Raw genomic sequence first — 17,617 nt, 5'->3', positions numbered from 1 at the left:
TGTGCCGTTGGAGGAGCTGCCGGACTGGTTGCCGGCTTGGTGTCTTGACCATCTAGGCGGCGAACCCGCCGGCGTGCTGTTCCAGTCGCAACAGGTCTCGATGGTGTTCGGTCTGCGGTTGGCCGGTGGCAGGGACGTCGTGGTCAAGGCGCGCGCCGACGACGGCCGGGCCGCGTCATGTGTCGCGGCACAGGCCCGGCTGGCCGAGCGCCGGTTTCCGTGTGCCCGGCCGCTCACGCCGGTTGTCGGTGTCGGTGCGCTGGCCGTGCACGCCGAAGAATTGCGGCCCGGCGGCGAGGTGTTGCACGGCAACTCGCCGGGCATAGCCATGCGCTGCGCGGAGGTGTTCGCCCGGCTGATGGGCGAACTTGCCGGCGTGACCGTCGCGCCGCCGCTTCCGAATCCGCCCTGGGTACGGTGGGACCACACCAATTCTGGGGTGTGGCCGGCGATCGACTTTCTCGACAGCCGGGACCAGATTGTCGTGTCCGAGCACATCGTCGAGACGGCTGAGCGAGCCCGGAGGCGGCTGCTGGCCGCCGGCTTGCCGTGCGTGCTCGGCCACGCCGACTTCGAGGCGCAGAACCTGCGGTGGCAGGGCTGGCAGGTGTGGGCGGTGCACGACTGGGACAGCCTGGCGTGGCAGCCGGAGGCGGCGCTAGTGGGAGCGGCGAGCGGGTCGTTTGCCAGTTCCGGGCCGCCCACGCTGGCGCCGATCGAAAGCTCCGAGGCGTTCCTGGCGGCTTATCAAGACACTCGAGGGCGCTTGTTCACGGCCGTGGAGCTGGAGATCGCATGGGCGGCCAGCTTGTGGATGGCTGCGTACAACGCCCGGGAGATGGCACTGTGCGGTGGCGCCCCGGCGGGCGGCGATGCGCTGCGGGCGCAGGCAGCCGAACGCCTCCGCAGGGCTAATGCGTAACATCAGCACCCAAATTCAGCCAGCGTCTGCCCCCGGCCGCGGCGTCGGGGCCCGTCCGCCCTTCGAGATCATCGCCGCCGCCAACCGCATCTGCTCGTGTGGGCAGGAGTAGCCACTCTGATGGCTGAGACTACGGAGCGCACGAGCTACACCTCGACCCTTCGTTCGTGATCAGCACCTGAGTCTTCCCGACCAGGGGTCACGAGGTTGAGCGTGACGAGGTGGCCTGTGCCGATGGCGTGTACCAGATCGCTACCTCCCGGAAGCAGCCGGTCGATTCGCGCCGGGATGCGCAAGGAGGCATTGACGTGGCCGACCCGGTCGACGCTGACGAGGGAGCCGTCCGGGTAGGCGAACAGTGCGCCGCCGGATATGGGAGCTGCGGCAGATACAGCGCCACGCGGTAGGTGCGCCACCTCCGTGACAGCACCGCGGTCCAGGTCTACGAATGTGATGCCGGTGTCCTCCACCAGCCAGAGCGCTCCACCTCTGAGCATCGGCGGATGCGGCAGTAGGTCGCGCTCGTGTTGCCACAGCACCTTGACGCCGTCGACGGGGTGAAAGGCCATGATCGTGCGTCTGCCGCTGAGGAAGATGATGCGCCCATCGTCGCTGACGTCGTAGGCGATTCCGGTATCAGGAAATACCACCGGGGCGGGCAGCGGCCACTCGGCCACGACGGTGCCGGACTGGGAGTCGAGCAGGAGCAGTTCGGGTTTGTCGGCGATGGCGATGAGCGCCGCATGGGTGGCGAGATCTCGCTCTGGCGCCAGTCGAAGTGGCAGCGGCCAGGCCAGTTGACTGCCGTGGGGGAGCGCTGTGGAGACGGGTGGGAGAGGCTCGCCGTCGGCAAGGGAGACCCGCTTCAATGGGTGATAGCCACGCCACCCGCCCAGGAGGATGACCGAGCCGCTGACGCTGACGTAATGCAGTAGGCGAGGGCCTGGCGTCGACCACATCTGTTCGCCGTTGTGAAGGTCGAAGCAGTGCAGTACCCCCGCCTGGCTTAGATAGAGGCACTTCTCACCTGCAACGACGGTAGTGCCCCAGCAGTCCTCAACGCGCTGCTCCCACAGCGACTCCCCGCTGACCGGATCCAGCCTTGTCAGGCGCGAGTGCCGCTCTGCTACGACGAGGGCGTCGGAGGCGGCGGCCATCGTCTCTGAGCTCGATCTCAAGTGCAAGGATCGTGACCACAACAACTTCACCGACTGATCCACCACGCCGATATCATGCACGCTTCTCCGCAGGAGAGGATGCCCTGGTATCTGCGTCTGGGCCGTTGCCGTCCACGGTCAGTAGCCAACGATTTGAAGATCGCGTAACCATCGATGCCGTCCGGTTAGACAAACTCCTCTTCGCTCCGCTGTAGGTGCGATGATGCACCCATCAGTACGCGGCACAATTGTTGGAAGCATGAGGAAGACCTGACGATCCGCTACAGCGGCGCGCACAGCGTCACCACGGAGCCTGCCGACCATGGGGCGGGACGTGGCCCAGCTCCAGGACGTGGGGAGCCGACACGAAGCCGTCTGTCTCGCCGGAAGGCTGGTTGTGACGAGCCAGGCCGCGTGCGACCGAGCCGGGGCGGCGCTTCTTGGGCACTCAGCGTCATCGCTTGGACGCTCTGCCGGTGTACCGTCCAACCGTGCGGGATGGCAGGCCGTGGCCGCTATCCCTAGTCCTCTACCTGGGAGTGGGCGAAGGCATGGTGAAGAAGCCGGAGACCATCGGCGCCAGGATCCGGTACTGGCGGATGCGCCGTGGCGGAATGACTCAGGCCGTCCTCGCCGGGCTGGCCGGCGTCACTCAGTCCTACGTGTCGCAGGTCGAGTCGGGCCGGAAGACCATCGACCGTCGCTCCACTCTGGTCGCCCTCGCTGCCGCGCTCCAGGTCACGGTGGCCGACCTGCTCGGCCAGGGCACCGAGTCCGGCGATCCGGCCCGCGAGAGTGCCGCCGAGTGCGTACCGGCGATCTGGTCGGCCCTGATCGAAATCGAGGACGGCGAGCGCCGACCGGCGACCTACACGAAGGACCGTCTGGCCGTCGAGATCGCCCGCAGTGATCAGCTCCGCAACTCCTGCAACTACCCGGCGATGGCTCGCCTGCTTCCCGGACTGCTGCTCGAAGCCGCTGCCGTGGGTGGGGCCGCGCTCGCTCAGGTCGCGTACCAAGCTTCTACCTGCCTTCGGCACCTCGGGTACCGACACTTGGCGCTCAATGCCGCTCGGATCTCGGTGTCGGCAGCGGAGGACGTCGAAGACCAGGCGTGGATAGGAGCATCTCGTTTCGCGTATGCGCAGAGTCTGCCGATTGAGTCCGCGCGGTTGGCTGCCAGAGCTGCCGACCGGTCGCTGGCGGAGCTTCAGGAGAATGCATCCGACGTTCGGGTGCGGCAAATGCTTGGCCAGCTGCACCTCATGGCTGCGCTTGCTTCGACCGTGGATGGTCGTCCGGATGTTGCCCGCGACCACCTCGCCGCGGCCACGGGTGAGGCAGCGAGTTTGGGAGACCCGGCTGACGGTGGCGGCTTCAACGGTTGTTGCTTTGGGCCGACCAATGTAGGGCTCTGGAAAATGTCCATAGCGGCAGAGCAGGGCGAGTCCGGCAGAGTAATCGAGCTGTCCCGGATGGTACGGCCACAGGTGCTGGTGGCATCAAATCGCCAGCTGTCCTACTGGCTCGATGTTGGCCGAGCGCTGGCGGACGGCGGTCGCCGGGACACCGAAGCGCTGGCCGCATTCATCCAGGCCGAGCGGGCCGCACCGGTGCCGTTCGCTATCAACCCCCTCGTCCGAGACGCCGTGGTGACGCTGGCGCAGCGCGCCCAGCGCCGGGCCGTCCCCGACGAACTGCGGCTGCTTGCGAGCCGCATCGGCATCGACCTGGCCGCATAACTCCTGGTAATCGGCTCATCGCCGATCCGCCCTACCGTCCGATTCGGGGCGCAATCGCGTCCTTTGGCCTGGTGGGGCGGTCGGTCTCTTCTCTGGTAGGACCGCTGCCACGCCCTTGCGGAGCGGGCAGGGATGAGCGATCAGGACAGCAAGGGTCAGCAGTCTGAGGCGGCCGAGCGGGAGGCCGCCAAACAACGCCTGCTCGCGCAGGCCGAGGCGGAGCGCGTACCGGTGGAGGAGACCACCCGGGCGGTCCCGGACCGGCGGTGGCGGCGTGACCGGTGACGAGCTGCCGATCGGCCGCCGGGTGGCGCACTGGCGGGTGCGGCGGCGGATGACCCAGCAGATGCTCGCCGACCGGCTGCGCAGGTCGAAGAGCTGGGTGGACAAGGTCGAGCGGGGCGTCCGCCCACTCGACCGGTACTCGGTGATCCAGGAGCTGGCCCAGGTGCTGCGGATCGATCCGACGGTGCTGCTCGGCCAGCACCAGACGACACGGGCCGGCACGCTGGACGGAGTGGACGAGATTCGGGCCGCTCTCGCCCGCTACGACAGCGGGTCAGACACAATGCCCCCGGCCGAAGAGCTGAGAAGGCAGGTCGGGCATGCCTGGTTGACCTACCAGCACGCGCACTACCCGCAGCTGGTGCGGGTGCTGCCGGGCCTGCTCGACGCCGCCCAAGGCGTGCAGTCAGTAGAGCTGTTGGTGCAGGCGTACCGGATCACCTCGTCGGTGTTGGTGAAGCTCGGTGAGGCCGACCTCGGGTGGCTGGCCGCGGACCGGGCGATGGCCGTGGCGGGCGGCGATCCGGTGCTGGCGGCGACGGCGGCCGTGTCGGTCGGGCAGGCGCTGCGCGCGTCGGGCCGAGACCGGCTGGCCCTCGCTGCGACGACCGCCGCCGCGAGCCGTGTCGCGCCAGGGCCGCGGCGGCCGGCGGGGGAGTGGGCGGTCTGCGGGACGCTGCTGCTCCAGGCCGCCCTGGCCGCCGCCGCCTGCGCCGACCCCCGCCGCGCCGAGGAGCTGACCGACCGGGCCGCCGGCCTCGCCGCCCAGCTCCGGGGGTACGACGACGCGCACCGGACCAGCTTCGGACCGATCGCCGTCGACCTGGCCCGGGTGGTGACGGCTGCCGAGCGGGGTGACGCCGGGGAGGCGGTCCAGCGGCACGCGGCAGTGATCCGGCGGGAGGCGTGGCGGCGGCTGCCGGCCGAGTACCGGGGCGCGTACCTGGTGGACGCCGCGCGGGCGTACCTCCAGCTCGGTGACCTACGCGGCGCGGCGCGGGCGCTGGTCGACGCGGACAGCGTCGCGCCGGCCGAGGTCCGGTGCCGGCCGTCGGCGCGTGCGGTGATCGCCGAGGTCGCCCGGAGCCACCCGGCGCCGGCCGGTGTGGCGCGACTGGCGACGCTGGTCGGCCTGACCCGATGACCGGTCGGCCTGCACCCACTCTCGCCGGGAGATCGAGTCGACCTGGCCGCCGGGAAGGTGCGTCAGTGGTGTGGCTGGTCGGGGCGGCGGCGGCCGAAGGCGTCGGCCTTGCCCCAGCGGCCGGGGATGTCCAGCAGCGCGATCCGCTCGAAGGCGGCCGGCAGCGCGGGGGCCACGGCGAGATGGTCCTCGTGCGGGTCGATGCCGAGCATGGTCCTCAGGAGCAGCATCGACGCGCCGCTGGACCACGCCTGCGGGCTGCCGGCCGTCGGGTACCGGACCGGGTAGCGGGTGGTGTGGCGGTCGAACCCACCGAAGGCCTCCGGCAGCCGCCCCTGGAAGTAGGTGGCCGCGTAGAGGATGCCCTCGGCGATGCGGCCCGCCTCGCTGGTGAACCCGTAGCGGCGCAGTCCCCACGCGATGAACGAGTTGTCGAACGGCCACACCGTGCCGTTGTGGTAGCCGAGTGGGTTGTAGCGGGCCTGCCCCTCGGCGAGGGTGCGCACTCCCCAGCCGGAGAAGAGCGCCGGGCCCATCAGGTGCTCGACGACCCGCGGCGCCCGCTCGGGCGGCACGATGCCGCTCCACAGCAGATGACCGATGTTCGAGGAGAGGCTGTCGACGGGCGTGCCGTCGCGGTCGAGCGCGAGAGCGTAGTAGCCACGATCCTCCAGCCAGAAGTCCCGGTTGAAGCGGTCGTAGAGGGCCGCCGCCTCGCGTTCCAGCCGGTCAGCGTAGTCGGGGTCGCCCCAGACGGTACGGGCCAGCCGCGCCCCGCGGACCTTGGCGTCGTAGGCGTACCCCTGCGTCTCGCACGTGGCCCTCGGGAAGGCCGGCAGCCTCCCGTCGGCGTAGGAGATGCTGTCCCACGAGTCCTTCCAGCACTGATTCTCCAGGCCGGTCGCGCGGTTGCGCCGCTCGTACCAGATGTAGCCGGAGGACATCAGGTCCGCGTACTGGTCGATCCACGTCAGGGCCGCGCGGGCCTCCTGCTCCAACTCCATCACCAGCGCCGTGTCGCCGCTCCACCGCTCGTATTCGTCGAGCAGCACCACGAACAGCGGTGAGGCGTCGACGGTGCCGTAGTAGGGAGAGTGTGGCTGCTCCTCGAACGCGGCGGACTCGCCGTAGCGCAGCTCGTGCAGGATCCGCCCGGGATCCTCCTCCAGCACGTGGTCGGTGCGGGCGCCCTGGAGCGACGCGAGGATCCGCAGTGTCGCCGGGGTCAGCGACGGGGTGACGGGCAGGGTCTGCAGGCAGGTCAACAGACTGTCCCGCCCGAACAGGGTCATGAACCAGGGCAGTCCGGCCGCCGGCACGCTCGCGCCGCTGAGCGAGAGCGGCGCGAAGCGCAGCGCCGCCAGGTCCACCAGGCTACGGCGGTACACCTGCTGTAGCGCGGTGTTCTCCGTGTCCAGGGTCGGGGCCGCCGCGACCCACGCCTGCACGCTCGCCGGCAGGGTCGATTCGTCCGGCCGCAGCGCCCGCAGGGCGGAGCGGAAATCGACACCGTCCGGGCGCAGCGCGCGCATGACCACCTGAACCTCGGTGGACCACTGCTCTCCGGGCCGCAGTCGGGCGGCGAACCGGAGCCCCTGCGCGTCGAACGTGGCCGGCTCAGTGGCCGTCAGGGAGATCTCGCGCCGGTAGGTGGCGCGCTCGTAGCCCAGCCGCAGCTCGTTCGCGCCGACGTGGGTGTAGTGACTGCCGGCCTTGTCGTGGAGGTCGAACTTGATCTCGAAGATGTCGGCGAAGTCGGCCGCCACGTCGAGTCGCACGTCGAGCTCGACGTCCTGCTGACCGTAGTTGAAGATCGTCAACGACTCGGTGAGGTCCGGGCCGAGCCGACGGCGCCGGATCGCCGAGACGTCGGCCTGCACGTAGTCGACCGCCCCGCCCGGCACCAGGAAGAACGTGACCTCGTAGTACAGCATGTCGTCCACCGACAGCGCGTTCAACCGTTCGCCGTTGATGGTGAGCACCCAGTGGGACAGGTAACGCGTGTCGGCGGCGAAGAGCCCGACCGGGGTACTGCTCGAGGACTCCACGTCGCCACTGGCGTCCGACACGATGAAGGTGTTGCCGTCGAGGCACGACACGGTGCCGGGGATGTCCCTCATCGGCTACTTCCCGCCGTAAGGAGCGGTCTGATCCGGCGTTCGCGGGAACAGCCGGCCGATCCGCAGCGCCAGGCCGAGGTCCCCGTCGACCAGGATCTCGCCCCGGATGATCGCGGCCAGACCGTTCACCTCACCCCGCGCCATCGCCTCCGCGACCTGGGCGGACACCCGGATGACGGTCCGGGCGTGGCCGCCGTCCCGCGTCACCCGCATGCGGCCATGATCAATGTCCAGGTGCCACTGCTCCACACGGTTCCCGTCCCGGATGTCGAACCGCACGCTCCCGGACACGTTGCTGAGCCGTTGATCCTGGCCAGCAACCGCCAACCGCTCGAAGAAGGCACTGGTCGTCGTCATCCGACCTCTCCAGGCGCTGGTAGGGGCGCCTGCCGGCTACCCGCTGGACGAAGCGGCTAACTCCGTGCCGGCGGCAGCCGGCCGACTACCGGGGCACCTACCTGGTGGACGCCGCCGTTCACTATGGCGACATGCGTGGATGGCAGCGCCCTTACTCAGTCGACCTGGCGACCGGCTCGGCGATGCTGGGGCTGGTCGGGGTGGCAGGGTTCGGGGTGTTCCTCGGGATCCTCTACGTGCGCGGGCACCTGTCGGCCCCGATGGCGGTCCTCTGCGGGGTGTGGCTGGCCGCCGCCCTCGCCGTCACGGCACGGCGGGCGGTGCTCGGTGTCTATGTCAGCGATGGTGGCCTCCGGACCCGGTCCCTGCTGCGCACGATCACGCTGCCGTGGGAGTCGGTGGCGGCGATCCGCAGCGGCACGGCCTCCATCGGGGGCCTGGACATGGGCCGCACCGCCATCGTCATCGAACGAGCCGACGGGGTCCTGATCCAGACCCCGCTGCAACGCGGGGACGTCTTCCGGCCGTTCACGTTCCGGCCGGAACTGGGGCGGCTGGCCACCTGGCCCGAGCACTACGACGAGATCCTGGCGACACTGCGGGCCCACCACCGCGACGCGCAGCGCCGCCGGCCGGCGGCATCTGCAGCTCAGCTCCCGCTACCGCCCCCCGGGGTTGGGTCGACGAGCCCTACCGACGGAGTCACCCGGACCCCTGCGCCCCACGATGCCGTCTCCGCTGACCAGCGGCGCGACATCCACACCCTGATCCGGCAACACCAGCGCGGTGCGCTCAGCGACGCCGAGTTCGCCGTGGAACTGGCGAAGATTCGCGGCACCGGCTAGGTCGACTCCCGGCCCGGTGGCCGGATCTTCTGCTTCTACGATGAGCGGGCCTCATCCGAAAGGGAACCCGTGCCGACCTACCGCCATCCGGGCACCGTCATCACCGACCACAGCTTCCCGGTGCCGCTGGACCACGCCGACCCGACCGGTGAGCGGATCGAGGTGTACGCCCGCGAGGTCGTGGCCGCCGGCCGGGAACGCGACTCGCTGCCCTGGCTGCTCTTCCTGCAGGGCGGCCCGGGCGGGCGCTCGCCGCGCCCGGTGGGCCGGGACAGCTGGCTGGACCGGGCGCTGGACGACTACCGGGTGCTGCTGCTGGATCAGCGGGGCACCGGCCGTTCCACCCCCGCCGACCGGCACACCCTGCCGCTGCGCGGGGACGCCGCCGCGCAGGCCGACTATCTGGCGCACTTCCGGGCTGACTCGATCGTCCGCGACTGCGAGCTGATCCGCCGGGAACTGCTCGGCGAGGGCGGGCGCTGGACCCTGCTCGGCCAGAGCTACGGCGGCTTCTGCACCCTCACCTACCTGTCGTACGCCCCTGAGGGCGTCCGCGAGGCCCTGGTCACCGGCGGCCTGCCCGGGCTTCGCAGCACGGCGCAGGACGTCTACCGGGCCGCCTACCCGCGGGTGCAGCGCAAGATCGAGGCGCACTACGCCCGCTACCCGGAGGACGTCGAGGCGGTCCGCGCCGTCGTGCGGCACCTGCGGGAGCGGGAGGTGCGGCTGCCCGGCGGCGGGCTGCTGACCGCCGAGGCGTTCCAGGCGATCGGCACCGTGCTGGGCACCGGCAGCGGCTCGCACGCGCTGCACTACCTGCTCGAAGACGCCTTCCTGCCCGGGATGCCCGAGCGCCGGCTCGCCGACTCGTTCCTCGCCGAGGTCCAAGGCCACCTCTCGTACGCAGGTCGCCCGCTCTACGCGCTGCTGCACGAGTCGATCTACGGCCAGCGCTCGGCGTCGCCGCGCGCCACCGGATGGGCGGCCGAGACGGTACGCGCCGAGTTTCCGCAGTTCGACGCCGATCGGGCGCTGGCGGAGGACCGGCCGGTGCTGCTGACCGGCGAGATGATCTATCCCTGGATGTTCGGCACCGATCCGGCGTTGGCCCCGCTTCGCGAGGTGGCGGAGCTGCTGGCGGCCCGCGAGGAGTGGCCGGACCTGTACGACCCGCGGCAACTGGCCCGCAACGAGGTGCCGGTGGCCGCCGCCGTCTACCACGACGACATGTACGTCGACACCGACGACTCGCTGGCCACCGCGCGCGCGGTGCGCGGTCTGCGCCCCTGGATCACCAACGAGTACGAGCACGACGGCCTACGGGTGAGCGAGGGTCGGGTCCTGGACCGGTTGATCAGGCTGGTCCGCGACGAGACCTGAGCACGGGCGCCGAGGTCACAGTGGTGGCGGGCACCGATCGGGGAGCGTTACCTGCCCCGGCTGGTGGGCGAAGGTCCTCATCGTGAACCACTCGTCCAGCGCCGGATCGAAGAGGTTCTGGAACCCGAACTGCAACACCTGCCACCACTGGCTCGGGTTCCGTTGGTCGACGTAGACATCGCCCAGGGCGATCGGGAACCGGAAGACCTCGCCCGGCTGGGTGAAGCCGCCGACGACGCCGACCCGCCAATGGTCGACGCGGCGATCGGGCTTCCCCTGCAGGATCTCCGGTCCGACGAACCGCGCGGTCTTCAGCAGGTCGTTGAACATCTGCCGGTTGAAGAATCCCACCCGGTCGCACGGGCGCGGCGGGTCCAGCGGGATGTTCGGCCACTTGTAGGTGAGCGTGTAGAGCGTGTTGCGGTAGATCAGGTTCGTGAACCAGATCGGATGCTCCGGACCCCCGGCGATCATCTGGCTGTCGCCATTGCGGCCCTGCCAGGTGAAGGGCACGTCGATGCCGAGGTCGCGCACGATGTACCGGCCGGTGCCCCGGAAGTCCGCCGGCAGCAGCGGCGGGCGCGGCTCCTCCGGGCCGGGCGGCTTGCCGTGCGCCGTACCGCCGGACTCGTCGGGTCCGGGCTTGGTGCCGCCCGGCTCCTCGGAGTCGAGCGGCCCGCCGGCCCTGGTGCCGCGCGAGTCGTCCGGCCCGAGTGGCCTGCTGGGCGCGGTGGCGCCGGCCGAGGTCTCGCTCGGCGGCGCGGCGGACGCGCCGGGTGCGATCAGGGCGAGGGCGACCACGCCGCTGGCGATCAGCGTCCGAAGTGCGCGGATCGGTGCCATCTGCCCTCCGTGCTCAAAGTGGCTGAAGTTCGGACAATCGGGGCGTCTGTGGCGAATGTTAGGGCTCGGGTGGCAGCCCAATCGGCGTCAACTCCGCCGTCGTCACCCGGAAGCGCCGAAGAATCCTCGCCTGCCGCCTGCCGCCAAACTCTCGGGAGCGCAACGGCCGCCGCGAAGATCGCGCTCGATCCGGGATGTAGTGGCATCCTGCTGATGGTGAGGCCACTACATCGTGGATCGAGCACGATCTTGCGAGCTCCTGGGTGGTTCCACGTGTCCGACCAGGCGGGCGGGACCGGCCGGGCGAATGCTCGGAGTCGGTGCAGCGGAACGCGGCGGGACAATCTCCGCTGAATCGGGCATGCCGACACGTCGTACCGCATAGCGTCACGGTGGCGGCGTCACCGCCGCGCCGCCGGTCCGCCGGCGGCCCCGCGCTGCGCGGAGGTTACCGACGTGAACCGCATCGACGGAGTGCTCCTGCCCGAACTGGATTCCCCCATCCGGGAGCCGCTCCTGGCCCGGGCTGTGGGCTGGCTGAGCCTCGTGCTCGGGGTGGGCGCCCTCGCCGTGCCCGGCCGGCTGGCCGAACTGGCCGGCGTGGACGACTCGCCCACCGCCCGCGCCATCATCCCGGCCGTCGGCGCCCGCGAGTTGGGCCACGCCGCCGGGCTGATCACCGGCCGCCGCACGGCCGGCTGGGCCTGGAGCCGGGTGGCCGGCGACGCCATGGACCTGACCCTGCTCGCCCGGGCCCTCACGGACCGCAGCGGTGACCGGCGGAAACGCGTCGCCGCCACCACCGCCGTGATCGCCGGCATCACCGCCGTCGACGTGCTCGCCGCGCTCGGCGCCTCGCGCGCCCGCCGATCCCGGGACCGGATGATCCGCATCGACGTCGGGGTGACGGTGAACCGGTCACCGGCCGAGGCCTACCGGTTCTGGCGGGACGTGGAGAACCTGCCCCGCTTCATGTCGCACCTGGAGTCGGTGCGTGCCGAGGACCTGCGCCGGTCGCACTGGACCGCGCGCGGGCCAGCCGGCCGCCTGATCGAGTGGAACGCGGAGATCCTGGACGACCAGCCGAACCGGTCGATCGCCTGGCGGTCGATGCCCGGCGCGCGGGTGCCGAACGCCGGCCGGGTCCGCTTCCAGCCCGCCCCCGGAGACCGGGGCACCGAGGTCCGGGTGCAGCTCGGCTACGCGCCGCCGGCCGGCTCGCTCGGCCGGGCCGTGGCGAAGCTCTTCGGCGAGGCGCCTGAGCAGCAGGTCCGCGACGACCTGCGCCGGTTCAAGCAGGTGCTGGAAACCGGGGAGGTGGTCCGCTCCGAGGGCAGCCCGGACGGGATCTCGGCGCGGCAGCAGGTCATGCAGCGCCCCGCCCAGCCGCTGCCCAACGGCCACCGGCGCTGACCGCCGCACCCAGGAAGGAAGACAATGAAGGCCACCGCCTGGATGGGCAAAGAGAGCGTCAAGGTCGTCGACGTGCCCGATCCCACGATCATGAATGCCCGGGACGCGATCGTACGGATCACCACGACCGCCATCTGCGGCTCCGACCTGCACCTTTACCACGGCTACATCCCTGCCATGCGCAAGGGCGACATCCTCGGCCACGAGTTCATGGGCGAGGTGGTCGAGGTCGGCCCGCAAGTGCGCAACCTGCGGGTCGGCGACCGGGTGGTGGTGCCCTTCCCGATCGCCTGCGGGCACTGCACCTCCTGCCAGCGCGGCCTCTACTCGGTCTGCGAGAACTCCAACCCGAACGCCGGCATCGCCGAGAAGATCATGGGTCACTCGCCGGGCGGCATCTTCGGCTACTCCCACCTGCTCGGCGGCTACGCCGGGGGCCAGGCCGAGTACGCCCGGGTGCCGTTCGCCGACGTCGGGCCGATCAAGGTGCCCGACGAGGTGCCCGACGACCAGGCGGTGATGCTCGCCGACGTGTTCCCGACCGCCTACATGGGCGCCGAGATGTGCGACATCAGGCCGGGTGACGTGATCGCGGTCTGGGGCGCCGGACCGGTCGGGCTGCTCGCCGCGGCCAGCGCCCGGATGTTCGGCGCCGAGCGGGTGATCATCATCGACCGGTACCCGTACCGGCTGGCGCTGGCCCGGGAGCACACCGGCGCGGAGACGCTCAACTACGAAGAGGTCGACGTGCTGGACGCGCTCAACGAGCTGACCGCCGGGCGGGGCCCGGACGCGTGCATCGACGCCGTCGGCATGGAGGGGCACCACGGCAACGCCGCGATCTACGCGTACGACCGGGCGAAGCAGGCGGTCCACGCGGAGACCGAGCGGCCCTTCGCGCTGCGTCAGGCGATCCTGGCCTGCCGAAGCGGCGGGGTGGTCTCGGTCGTCGGCGCGTACGGGGGCCTGATCGACAAGTTCCCGATCGGGGCGTTCATGAACCGGTCGCTGACCCTGCGCACCGGGCAGTGCCACGTGCAGCGCTACACCCGGCCGCTGCTGGAGCGGATTCAGCGCGGCGACATCGACCCGAGCTTCATCGTCAGCCACCGGATGCCACTCAAGGACGCCCCCAAGGGATACAAGATCTTCCAGAAGAAGCAGGACGAGTGCACCAAGGTCCTGCTCACGGTGTGACGACCGCTGCGTCCGGCCGGCGGGGCGGCGGCCCGGTGGGTGAGCGGCTAGCGTGTCCAGGGTGGAGGGCGGCCAGCCGCCGGTGCCGCTGGCCGGCATCGCGCACGAGGCGGACGGGACGACCGTCCGGCTGCGCCCGGTCACCGAGGCCGACCTGAGCATCTTCCGGCGCTTCCTCACCGAACCGGGCCTGATCGGCCTGGACTGGGCCGGCTTCCGGGACGCCGGCGCGCCGGCCCGCCGGTTCGCCGCCGACGGCTGGCTCGGCGCGGACGACGGCCGGTTGATCGTCGAGGTCGATCCGGAAGCGGCCGCCACCGGGTTCGTCAGCTACCGGGCCGGCCGCTACGGCGGGCAGGCCGGCTACTGGGAGATCGGCGTCGCCCTGCTGCCGCAGTGGCGCGGGCGGGGCATCGGGTGGCGGGCCCAGGCGCTGATCTGCGACTACCTCTTCGCGCACAGCCCCGCCCAGCGCGTCCAGGCCGGCACCCACCCGGAGAACATCGCGGAGCAGCGGTCACTGGAGAAGGCCGGCTTCCAGCTGGAGGGGGTGGTCCGCGCCTGCGAGTTCCGGGCCGGCCAATGGCACGACGGGCACCTCTACAGCCGGCTGCGCGACGACCCGTCACCGTGGGACCGGCCGTGACCTGACCGGGCCGGCTCAGGGTGGCGGGCGCCGTCGCGGCGCTTGAGCCGCACCCGTCAGGGCAGCGGCCACTCGTGCACCGGACGGTTGCTGTGCATCAGGTCCACGTAGTGCCGGACCACCTCGCGAAGCGCCGCCGGCCGGTCCAGGTGGTCGGCGGACTCCAGCCGGTGCAGCGTCTCCACCTGCCACGTCGCCCCGTTACGCCCGGTCAGGCAGCGCTGCTCGATGATGCCGAGCAACCGGTCGCGTTCGTGCGGGTCGAGCCCCCAGCTGTCCAGCCCGTGGTGGGCCATCGGCAGCAGCCGACGCAGCACCAGCTCGGTGACCGGCAGATAGCCGAGGCCCGGCCAGAACACCTGCGCGTCGATGCCGTAGCGGGCGCAGGCGTTGAAGTTCTCCTCGGCCGCGCTGAACGACATCTGCGACCACAGTGGCCGGTCGGACTCGGCCAGCGCCCGGACCACCCCGAAGTAAAAAGCGCCGTTGGCGATGGTGTCCAGCACGGTCGGACCGGCGGGCAGCACCCGGTTCTCGACCCGCAGATGCGGACGGCCCCGCAGCACGTCGTAGACCGGCCGGTTCCACCGATAGACGGTGCCGTTGTGCAGCCGCAGCTCGGCGAGCCTCGGCACCTCGCCGGCCGCGAGCGTCTCGGCCGGGTCCTCCGGGTCGCAGACCGGCAGCAGCGCCGGGAAGTAGCGGACGTTCTCCTCGAACAGGTCGAAGACATTGGTGATCCAGCGTTCGCCGAACCAGACCCGCGGCCGTACGCCCTGCGCCTTGATCTCCTCGGAGCGGGTGTCGGTGGCCTGCTGAAACAGCGGGATCCGGGTCTCCCGCCACAGCTCGCGGCCGAAGAAGAGCGGTGAGTTCGCGCCCAGCGCGACCTGGATGCCGGCGACGACCTGGGCCGCGTTCCAGTAGTCGGCGAACTGGGCCGGGCTCACCTGCAGGTGGAACTGGGTGCTGGTACAGGCCGCCTCCGGCGTGATCGTGTCGGCGGTGACCGCCAGCCGCTCCACCCCGTTGATGGCGATCCGCAGATCTTCCCCCCGGGCGGCGAAGATCTGCTCGTTGAGCAGCTCGTAGCGGGGATTGGTGGAGAGCGTGTGCGCGGTGAGGTGCTCCGGCCGCAGGGTCGGCAGGATGCCGATCATCACCATGTGCGCGCCGATCTTGCGGGCCTTCTCCTCCGCAGCGTTCAGGCTGGCCCGGACGTGCTCCTCGAACTCCGCCGTGCCGGTGCCGGTCAGCCGCCGCGGCGCAACGTTGATCTCGACGTTGAACTGGCCCAGCTCGGTCTGGAAGCTCGGGTCGGCGACGGCGGCCAGCACATCGGCGTTGCGCATGGTCGGCTGTGACTGCTCGTCGACCAGGTTGAGCTCGATCTCCAGCCCGGTCATCGGGCGGTCCACGTCGAAGCGCGACTCGCGCAGCATCTCGGCGAAGACGTCCAGGCAGCGGCGCACCTTGTCCCGGTAGCGGGCCCGATCCTCCCGGCTGAAGGTTCGCGCGCCGACTTCCTCGCCCATGGTCACCACCCCGTCACCGCTGGTCTTCCTAACCTCGCACGCCACCGTTGGCGGGGGAAGACCCGTCTGTTCCTTTCTCTACCCAGCCCGGGCCCCGGTGATCCCCGTCGCCTCCGGCGGGTCCGCGCAGGCCGGCCAACCCGATCCCGCTAGCATGGCGGCCCGAGAGGGTGGTGGTGGGGATGCGCGACAAGCTGACCGGGCTGTTCGTCGTGGCGGCGATCGCCGAGGCCTGTTCCTGGTTCGGCCTGCTCGTCGGCATGCTCGTGAAGTACGGTCCGCCCGGCAACGAGCTGGGCGTGAAGATCTTCGGCCCGATCCACGGCGGCCTCTTCGTGGCGTACCTGGTGCTGGTCCTCGCCGTCGCCCGGCGGCAGCGGTGGAGCCTGCTGGCGACCGGGGTGGCACTGGCCTGCGCGGTGCCGCCGTTCGCCACCCTGGCCTACGAGCGGTGGGCCCGCCGCCGGGGGATGCTCGGCACCGCGCCGGCCTCGACCCGGCGCGACCCGGCCCCGGTGGGCTGACCCGAGCGGCGCCGAGCCCGGTCGGGCCTGGCTCTGGTCGGGCCCGTTGCTGGTCGGCGGGCCGGGAGTTCGATGTCGCCGCCGGTGGCGAACGTCGTCAGCGCGTTAGGCGGCCGTCGGGTCGGCCGTGCCCAGTGCCGCGGCCTCGCGGGCGAGCGCCGTCACGGTCGCCTCGTCCCGGGCCCGGACCGCGGCGGCCGGCGTGAGCCATGAACCGCCCACGCAGGCGACGTTGGGCAGGGCCAGCCACTCGCCCGCGCTCGCCGCGGAGATGCCGCCGGTCGGGCAGAACGTGACGTGCGGCAGCGGTTGGGCCAGCGCCGCGAGGTAGGCGGGGCCGCCACTCGCCGCCGCCGGAAAGAACTTGATCGTGGTCAGGCCGATCTCGGCCAGGGCCAGCATCTCGCTGACCGTGCCGGCGCCGGGCAGGAAGGGCAGCCCCGAGTCCAGGGCGGCACGGGCGAGCCGGGGGGTCGCGCCCGGGCTGACCAGGAACCCGGCCCCGGCCTCACCGGCCTCGGCGACCTGCTCCGGGGTGAGCACGGTGCCCGCGCCCACCACCATCTCCGGCACCTCGGCGGCCACCTTCCGCAGGGCGGGGAGCGCGGCGGCGGTGCGCAGGGTGATCTCCATGGTGCGGACGCCGCCGCGCAGCAGCGCCCGGGCCAGCGGAACGGCGTCGTCGGCGCGCTCCACCACCACGACCGGGACGACGGGACCGAGCCGGACCAGCTCCGCCGCGGTGAGCGCGGCGGAGGGCGGCCGGCCGCCGGGCGTGGACGCCGCCGACGGGCCGGCGACGGGGTGGGGGATCGGCATGGCACTCCTCGGGCCGGTGCGGTCGGCACCGTGAACCCGGAGCGTACGACAGTGATCCCGGTCAGCGCAGCGCGGACCAGGCGGCGATGCCGAGCAGCAGCAGCGCCCCGAGCATCGCCTGGAGCAGCAGCGGCGGGCCGAGGTGCGTCCAGAGCGTCGCGGTACGCGGGGTGAGCAGCTGCCCCGTGGTGAGGTTGACGATCCGCTCGATGCGCGGCGGCAGCTCCGGATCCCGCTGCGGGCGCAGGGCGAGCTGCACGTGGTCGGCCGGATGCAGCGCGCTCTGCGGCAGGTGCCCGTGCAGCTCGACCTCGCAGAGCCGACCCGTGGTGTCGCGTAGCCGCAACGGCGTGACCAGGTACTCCGGGCCCTTGCGCAGCTCCTTCCAGCGCCGCCGGGCACCGCCCCCGCCGCCGGGCAGCACGGAGCGCACCAGCAGCATCAGCAACCCCGCCACGCCCGCCGCGGCGAGCACCGCGACCAGCACGGGCTGACCAACGGACACCTCCCGGGAGTAGCCGTCGAGCAGCCGGACCACCCGCCCGGTGACGATCCGTTCCGTCGGATGCGCGATCCGTCGGGTTTCGAGTCCGCTGTCCATGTCCACCACCGAGAGTCCTGATCCGTTCACTGATGGTATCGACGACACGGGTTGAACGGCGTGAATGAAACCTGGTCACGCGCTCAC

The 17,617-nt window shown here is 71.3% G+C and carries 17 protein-coding genes; 10 read left to right on the top strand and 7 right to left on the bottom strand.

Features of this window, described 5'->3' with window-relative positions; translation table 11 throughout:
* Position 1: 1 nt before the first annotated feature.
* Positions 2-922 (top strand): hypothetical protein, encoded by a 921-nt coding sequence (locus tag ACIBBA_RS13700; RefSeq protein WP_396696971.1) that lies wholly within the window; start codon positions 2-4, stop codon positions 920-922.
* A 146-nt stretch (positions 923-1,068) separates the two neighbouring features.
* On the opposite strand, the gene ACIBBA_RS13695 is transcribed toward ACIBBA_RS13700, so the two are convergent.
* Positions 1,069-2,145, bottom strand: coding sequence for a PQQ-binding-like beta-propeller repeat protein (locus ACIBBA_RS13695; RefSeq protein ID WP_396696969.1), 1,077 nt, complete (start codon positions 2,143-2,145; stop codon positions 1,069-1,071).
* A gap of 485 nt (positions 2,146-2,630) precedes the next feature.
* Here ACIBBA_RS13695 and ACIBBA_RS13690 point away from each other — a divergent pair, with 485 nt between their 5' ends.
* From ACIBBA_RS13690 to ACIBBA_RS13680, 3 genes are all read left to right on the top strand, one after another.
* Complete coding sequence (locus tag ACIBBA_RS13690; protein WP_396696967.1) at positions 2,631-3,821, top strand: helix-turn-helix domain-containing protein; 1,191 nt, start codon at positions 2,631-2,633, stop codon at positions 3,819-3,821.
* A gap of 132 nt (positions 3,822-3,953) precedes the next feature.
* Complete coding sequence (locus tag ACIBBA_RS13685) at positions 3,954-4,106, top strand: hypothetical protein (protein WP_396696965.1); 153 nt, start codon at positions 3,954-3,956, stop codon at positions 4,104-4,106.
* Complete coding sequence (locus ACIBBA_RS13680) at positions 4,096-5,250, top strand: helix-turn-helix domain-containing protein (protein WP_396696963.1); 1,155 nt, start codon at positions 4,096-4,098, stop codon at positions 5,248-5,250. The genes ACIBBA_RS13685 and ACIBBA_RS13680 overlap by 11 nt, the downstream gene beginning before the upstream one ends.
* 62 nt (positions 5,251-5,312) lie before the next feature.
* Here the strand turns inward: ACIBBA_RS13680 and ACIBBA_RS13675 are convergent, their stop codons facing one another.
* Together ACIBBA_RS13675 and ACIBBA_RS13670 are read right to left on the bottom strand one after the other, a co-directional pair.
* Positions 5,313-7,361, bottom strand: coding sequence for a glycogen debranching N-terminal domain-containing protein (locus ACIBBA_RS13675; protein WP_396697058.1), 2,049 nt, complete (start codon positions 7,359-7,361; stop codon positions 5,313-5,315).
* Positions 7,362-7,373: 12 nt separating this feature from the next.
* Positions 7,374-7,727 (bottom strand): SCP2 sterol-binding domain-containing protein, encoded by a 354-nt coding sequence (locus ACIBBA_RS13670; protein WP_350876616.1) that lies wholly within the window; start codon positions 7,725-7,727, stop codon positions 7,374-7,376.
* A 131-nt stretch (positions 7,728-7,858) separates the two neighbouring features.
* Here ACIBBA_RS13670 and ACIBBA_RS13665 point away from each other — a divergent pair, with 131 nt between their 5' ends.
* Positions 7,859-8,572 (top strand): PH domain-containing protein, encoded by a 714-nt coding sequence (locus ACIBBA_RS13665; RefSeq protein ID WP_396696961.1) that lies wholly within the window; start codon positions 7,859-7,861, stop codon positions 8,570-8,572.
* A gap of 69 nt (positions 8,573-8,641) precedes the next feature.
* Positions 8,642-9,952 carry an alpha/beta fold hydrolase gene (locus ACIBBA_RS13660; RefSeq protein ID WP_396696959.1) on the top strand — a complete coding sequence of 437 codons (1,311 nt, stop codon included), beginning with the start codon at positions 8,642-8,644 and terminating at the stop codon, positions 9,950-9,952.
* Between the two features lie 15 nt (positions 9,953-9,967).
* Here ACIBBA_RS13660 and ACIBBA_RS13655 read toward each other — a convergent pair whose 3' ends face one another.
* Positions 9,968-10,795, bottom strand: coding sequence for a hypothetical protein (locus tag ACIBBA_RS13655; protein ID WP_396696957.1), 828 nt, complete (start codon positions 10,793-10,795; stop codon positions 9,968-9,970).
* A gap of 456 nt (positions 10,796-11,251) precedes the next feature.
* Between ACIBBA_RS13655 and ACIBBA_RS13650 the strand changes: the two genes are divergently transcribed.
* The 3 genes from ACIBBA_RS13650 to ACIBBA_RS13640 are packed head-to-tail and all read left to right on the top strand — an operon-like array spanning position 11,252 to position 14,051.
* A complete protein-coding gene (locus ACIBBA_RS13650; protein WP_396696955.1) occupies positions 11,252-12,208 on the top strand; it encodes an SRPBCC family protein in 957 nt (318 codons plus the stop codon).
* Positions 12,209-12,232: 24 nt separating this feature from the next.
* Positions 12,233-13,405: a zinc-dependent alcohol dehydrogenase gene (locus tag ACIBBA_RS13645; RefSeq protein ID WP_396696953.1), complete on the top strand. Its 1,173-nt coding sequence runs from the start codon at positions 12,233-12,235 to the stop codon at positions 13,403-13,405.
* 52 nt (positions 13,406-13,457) lie between these two features.
* Positions 13,458-14,051: a GNAT family N-acetyltransferase gene (locus ACIBBA_RS13640; protein ID WP_396696951.1), complete on the top strand. Its 594-nt coding sequence runs from the start codon at positions 13,458-13,460 to the stop codon at positions 14,049-14,051.
* A 56-nt stretch (positions 14,052-14,107) separates the two neighbouring features.
* On the opposite strand, the gene ACIBBA_RS13635 is transcribed toward ACIBBA_RS13640, so the two are convergent.
* Complete coding sequence (locus ACIBBA_RS13635) at positions 14,108-15,586, bottom strand: glutamate--cysteine ligase (protein WP_396696949.1); 1,479 nt, start codon at positions 15,584-15,586, stop codon at positions 14,108-14,110.
* Between the two features lie 182 nt (positions 15,587-15,768).
* On the opposite strand from ACIBBA_RS13635, the gene ACIBBA_RS13630 reads away from it, so the two are divergent.
* Complete coding sequence (locus tag ACIBBA_RS13630; RefSeq protein WP_396696947.1) at positions 15,769-16,110, top strand: DUF3817 domain-containing protein; 342 nt, start codon at positions 15,769-15,771, stop codon at positions 16,108-16,110.
* Between the two features lie 105 nt (positions 16,111-16,215).
* On the opposite strand, the gene eda is transcribed toward ACIBBA_RS13630, so the two are convergent.
* The gene (gene eda, locus ACIBBA_RS13625; RefSeq protein WP_396696945.1) at positions 16,216-16,929 is read right to left on the bottom strand and encodes a bifunctional 4-hydroxy-2-oxoglutarate aldolase/2-dehydro-3-deoxy-phosphogluconate aldolase; all 714 of its coding nucleotides are present in this window, start codon (positions 16,927-16,929) and stop codon (positions 16,216-16,218) included.
* A gap of 61 nt (positions 16,930-16,990) precedes the next feature.
* The gene (locus ACIBBA_RS13620; RefSeq protein ID WP_396697056.1) at positions 16,991-17,539 is read right to left on the bottom strand and encodes a hypothetical protein; all 549 of its coding nucleotides are present in this window, start codon (positions 17,537-17,539) and stop codon (positions 16,991-16,993) included.
* Positions 17,540-17,617: the final 78 nt, after the last annotated feature.

This window comes from Micromonospora sp. NPDC051006 (assembly GCF_044456245.1).
Classification (GTDB): Bacteria; Actinomycetota; Actinomycetes; order Mycobacteriales; family Micromonosporaceae; genus Micromonospora.
The sequence above is the reverse complement of the archived record's forward strand: the minus strand, read 5'-3'. Positions and strand labels throughout refer to the sequence as shown.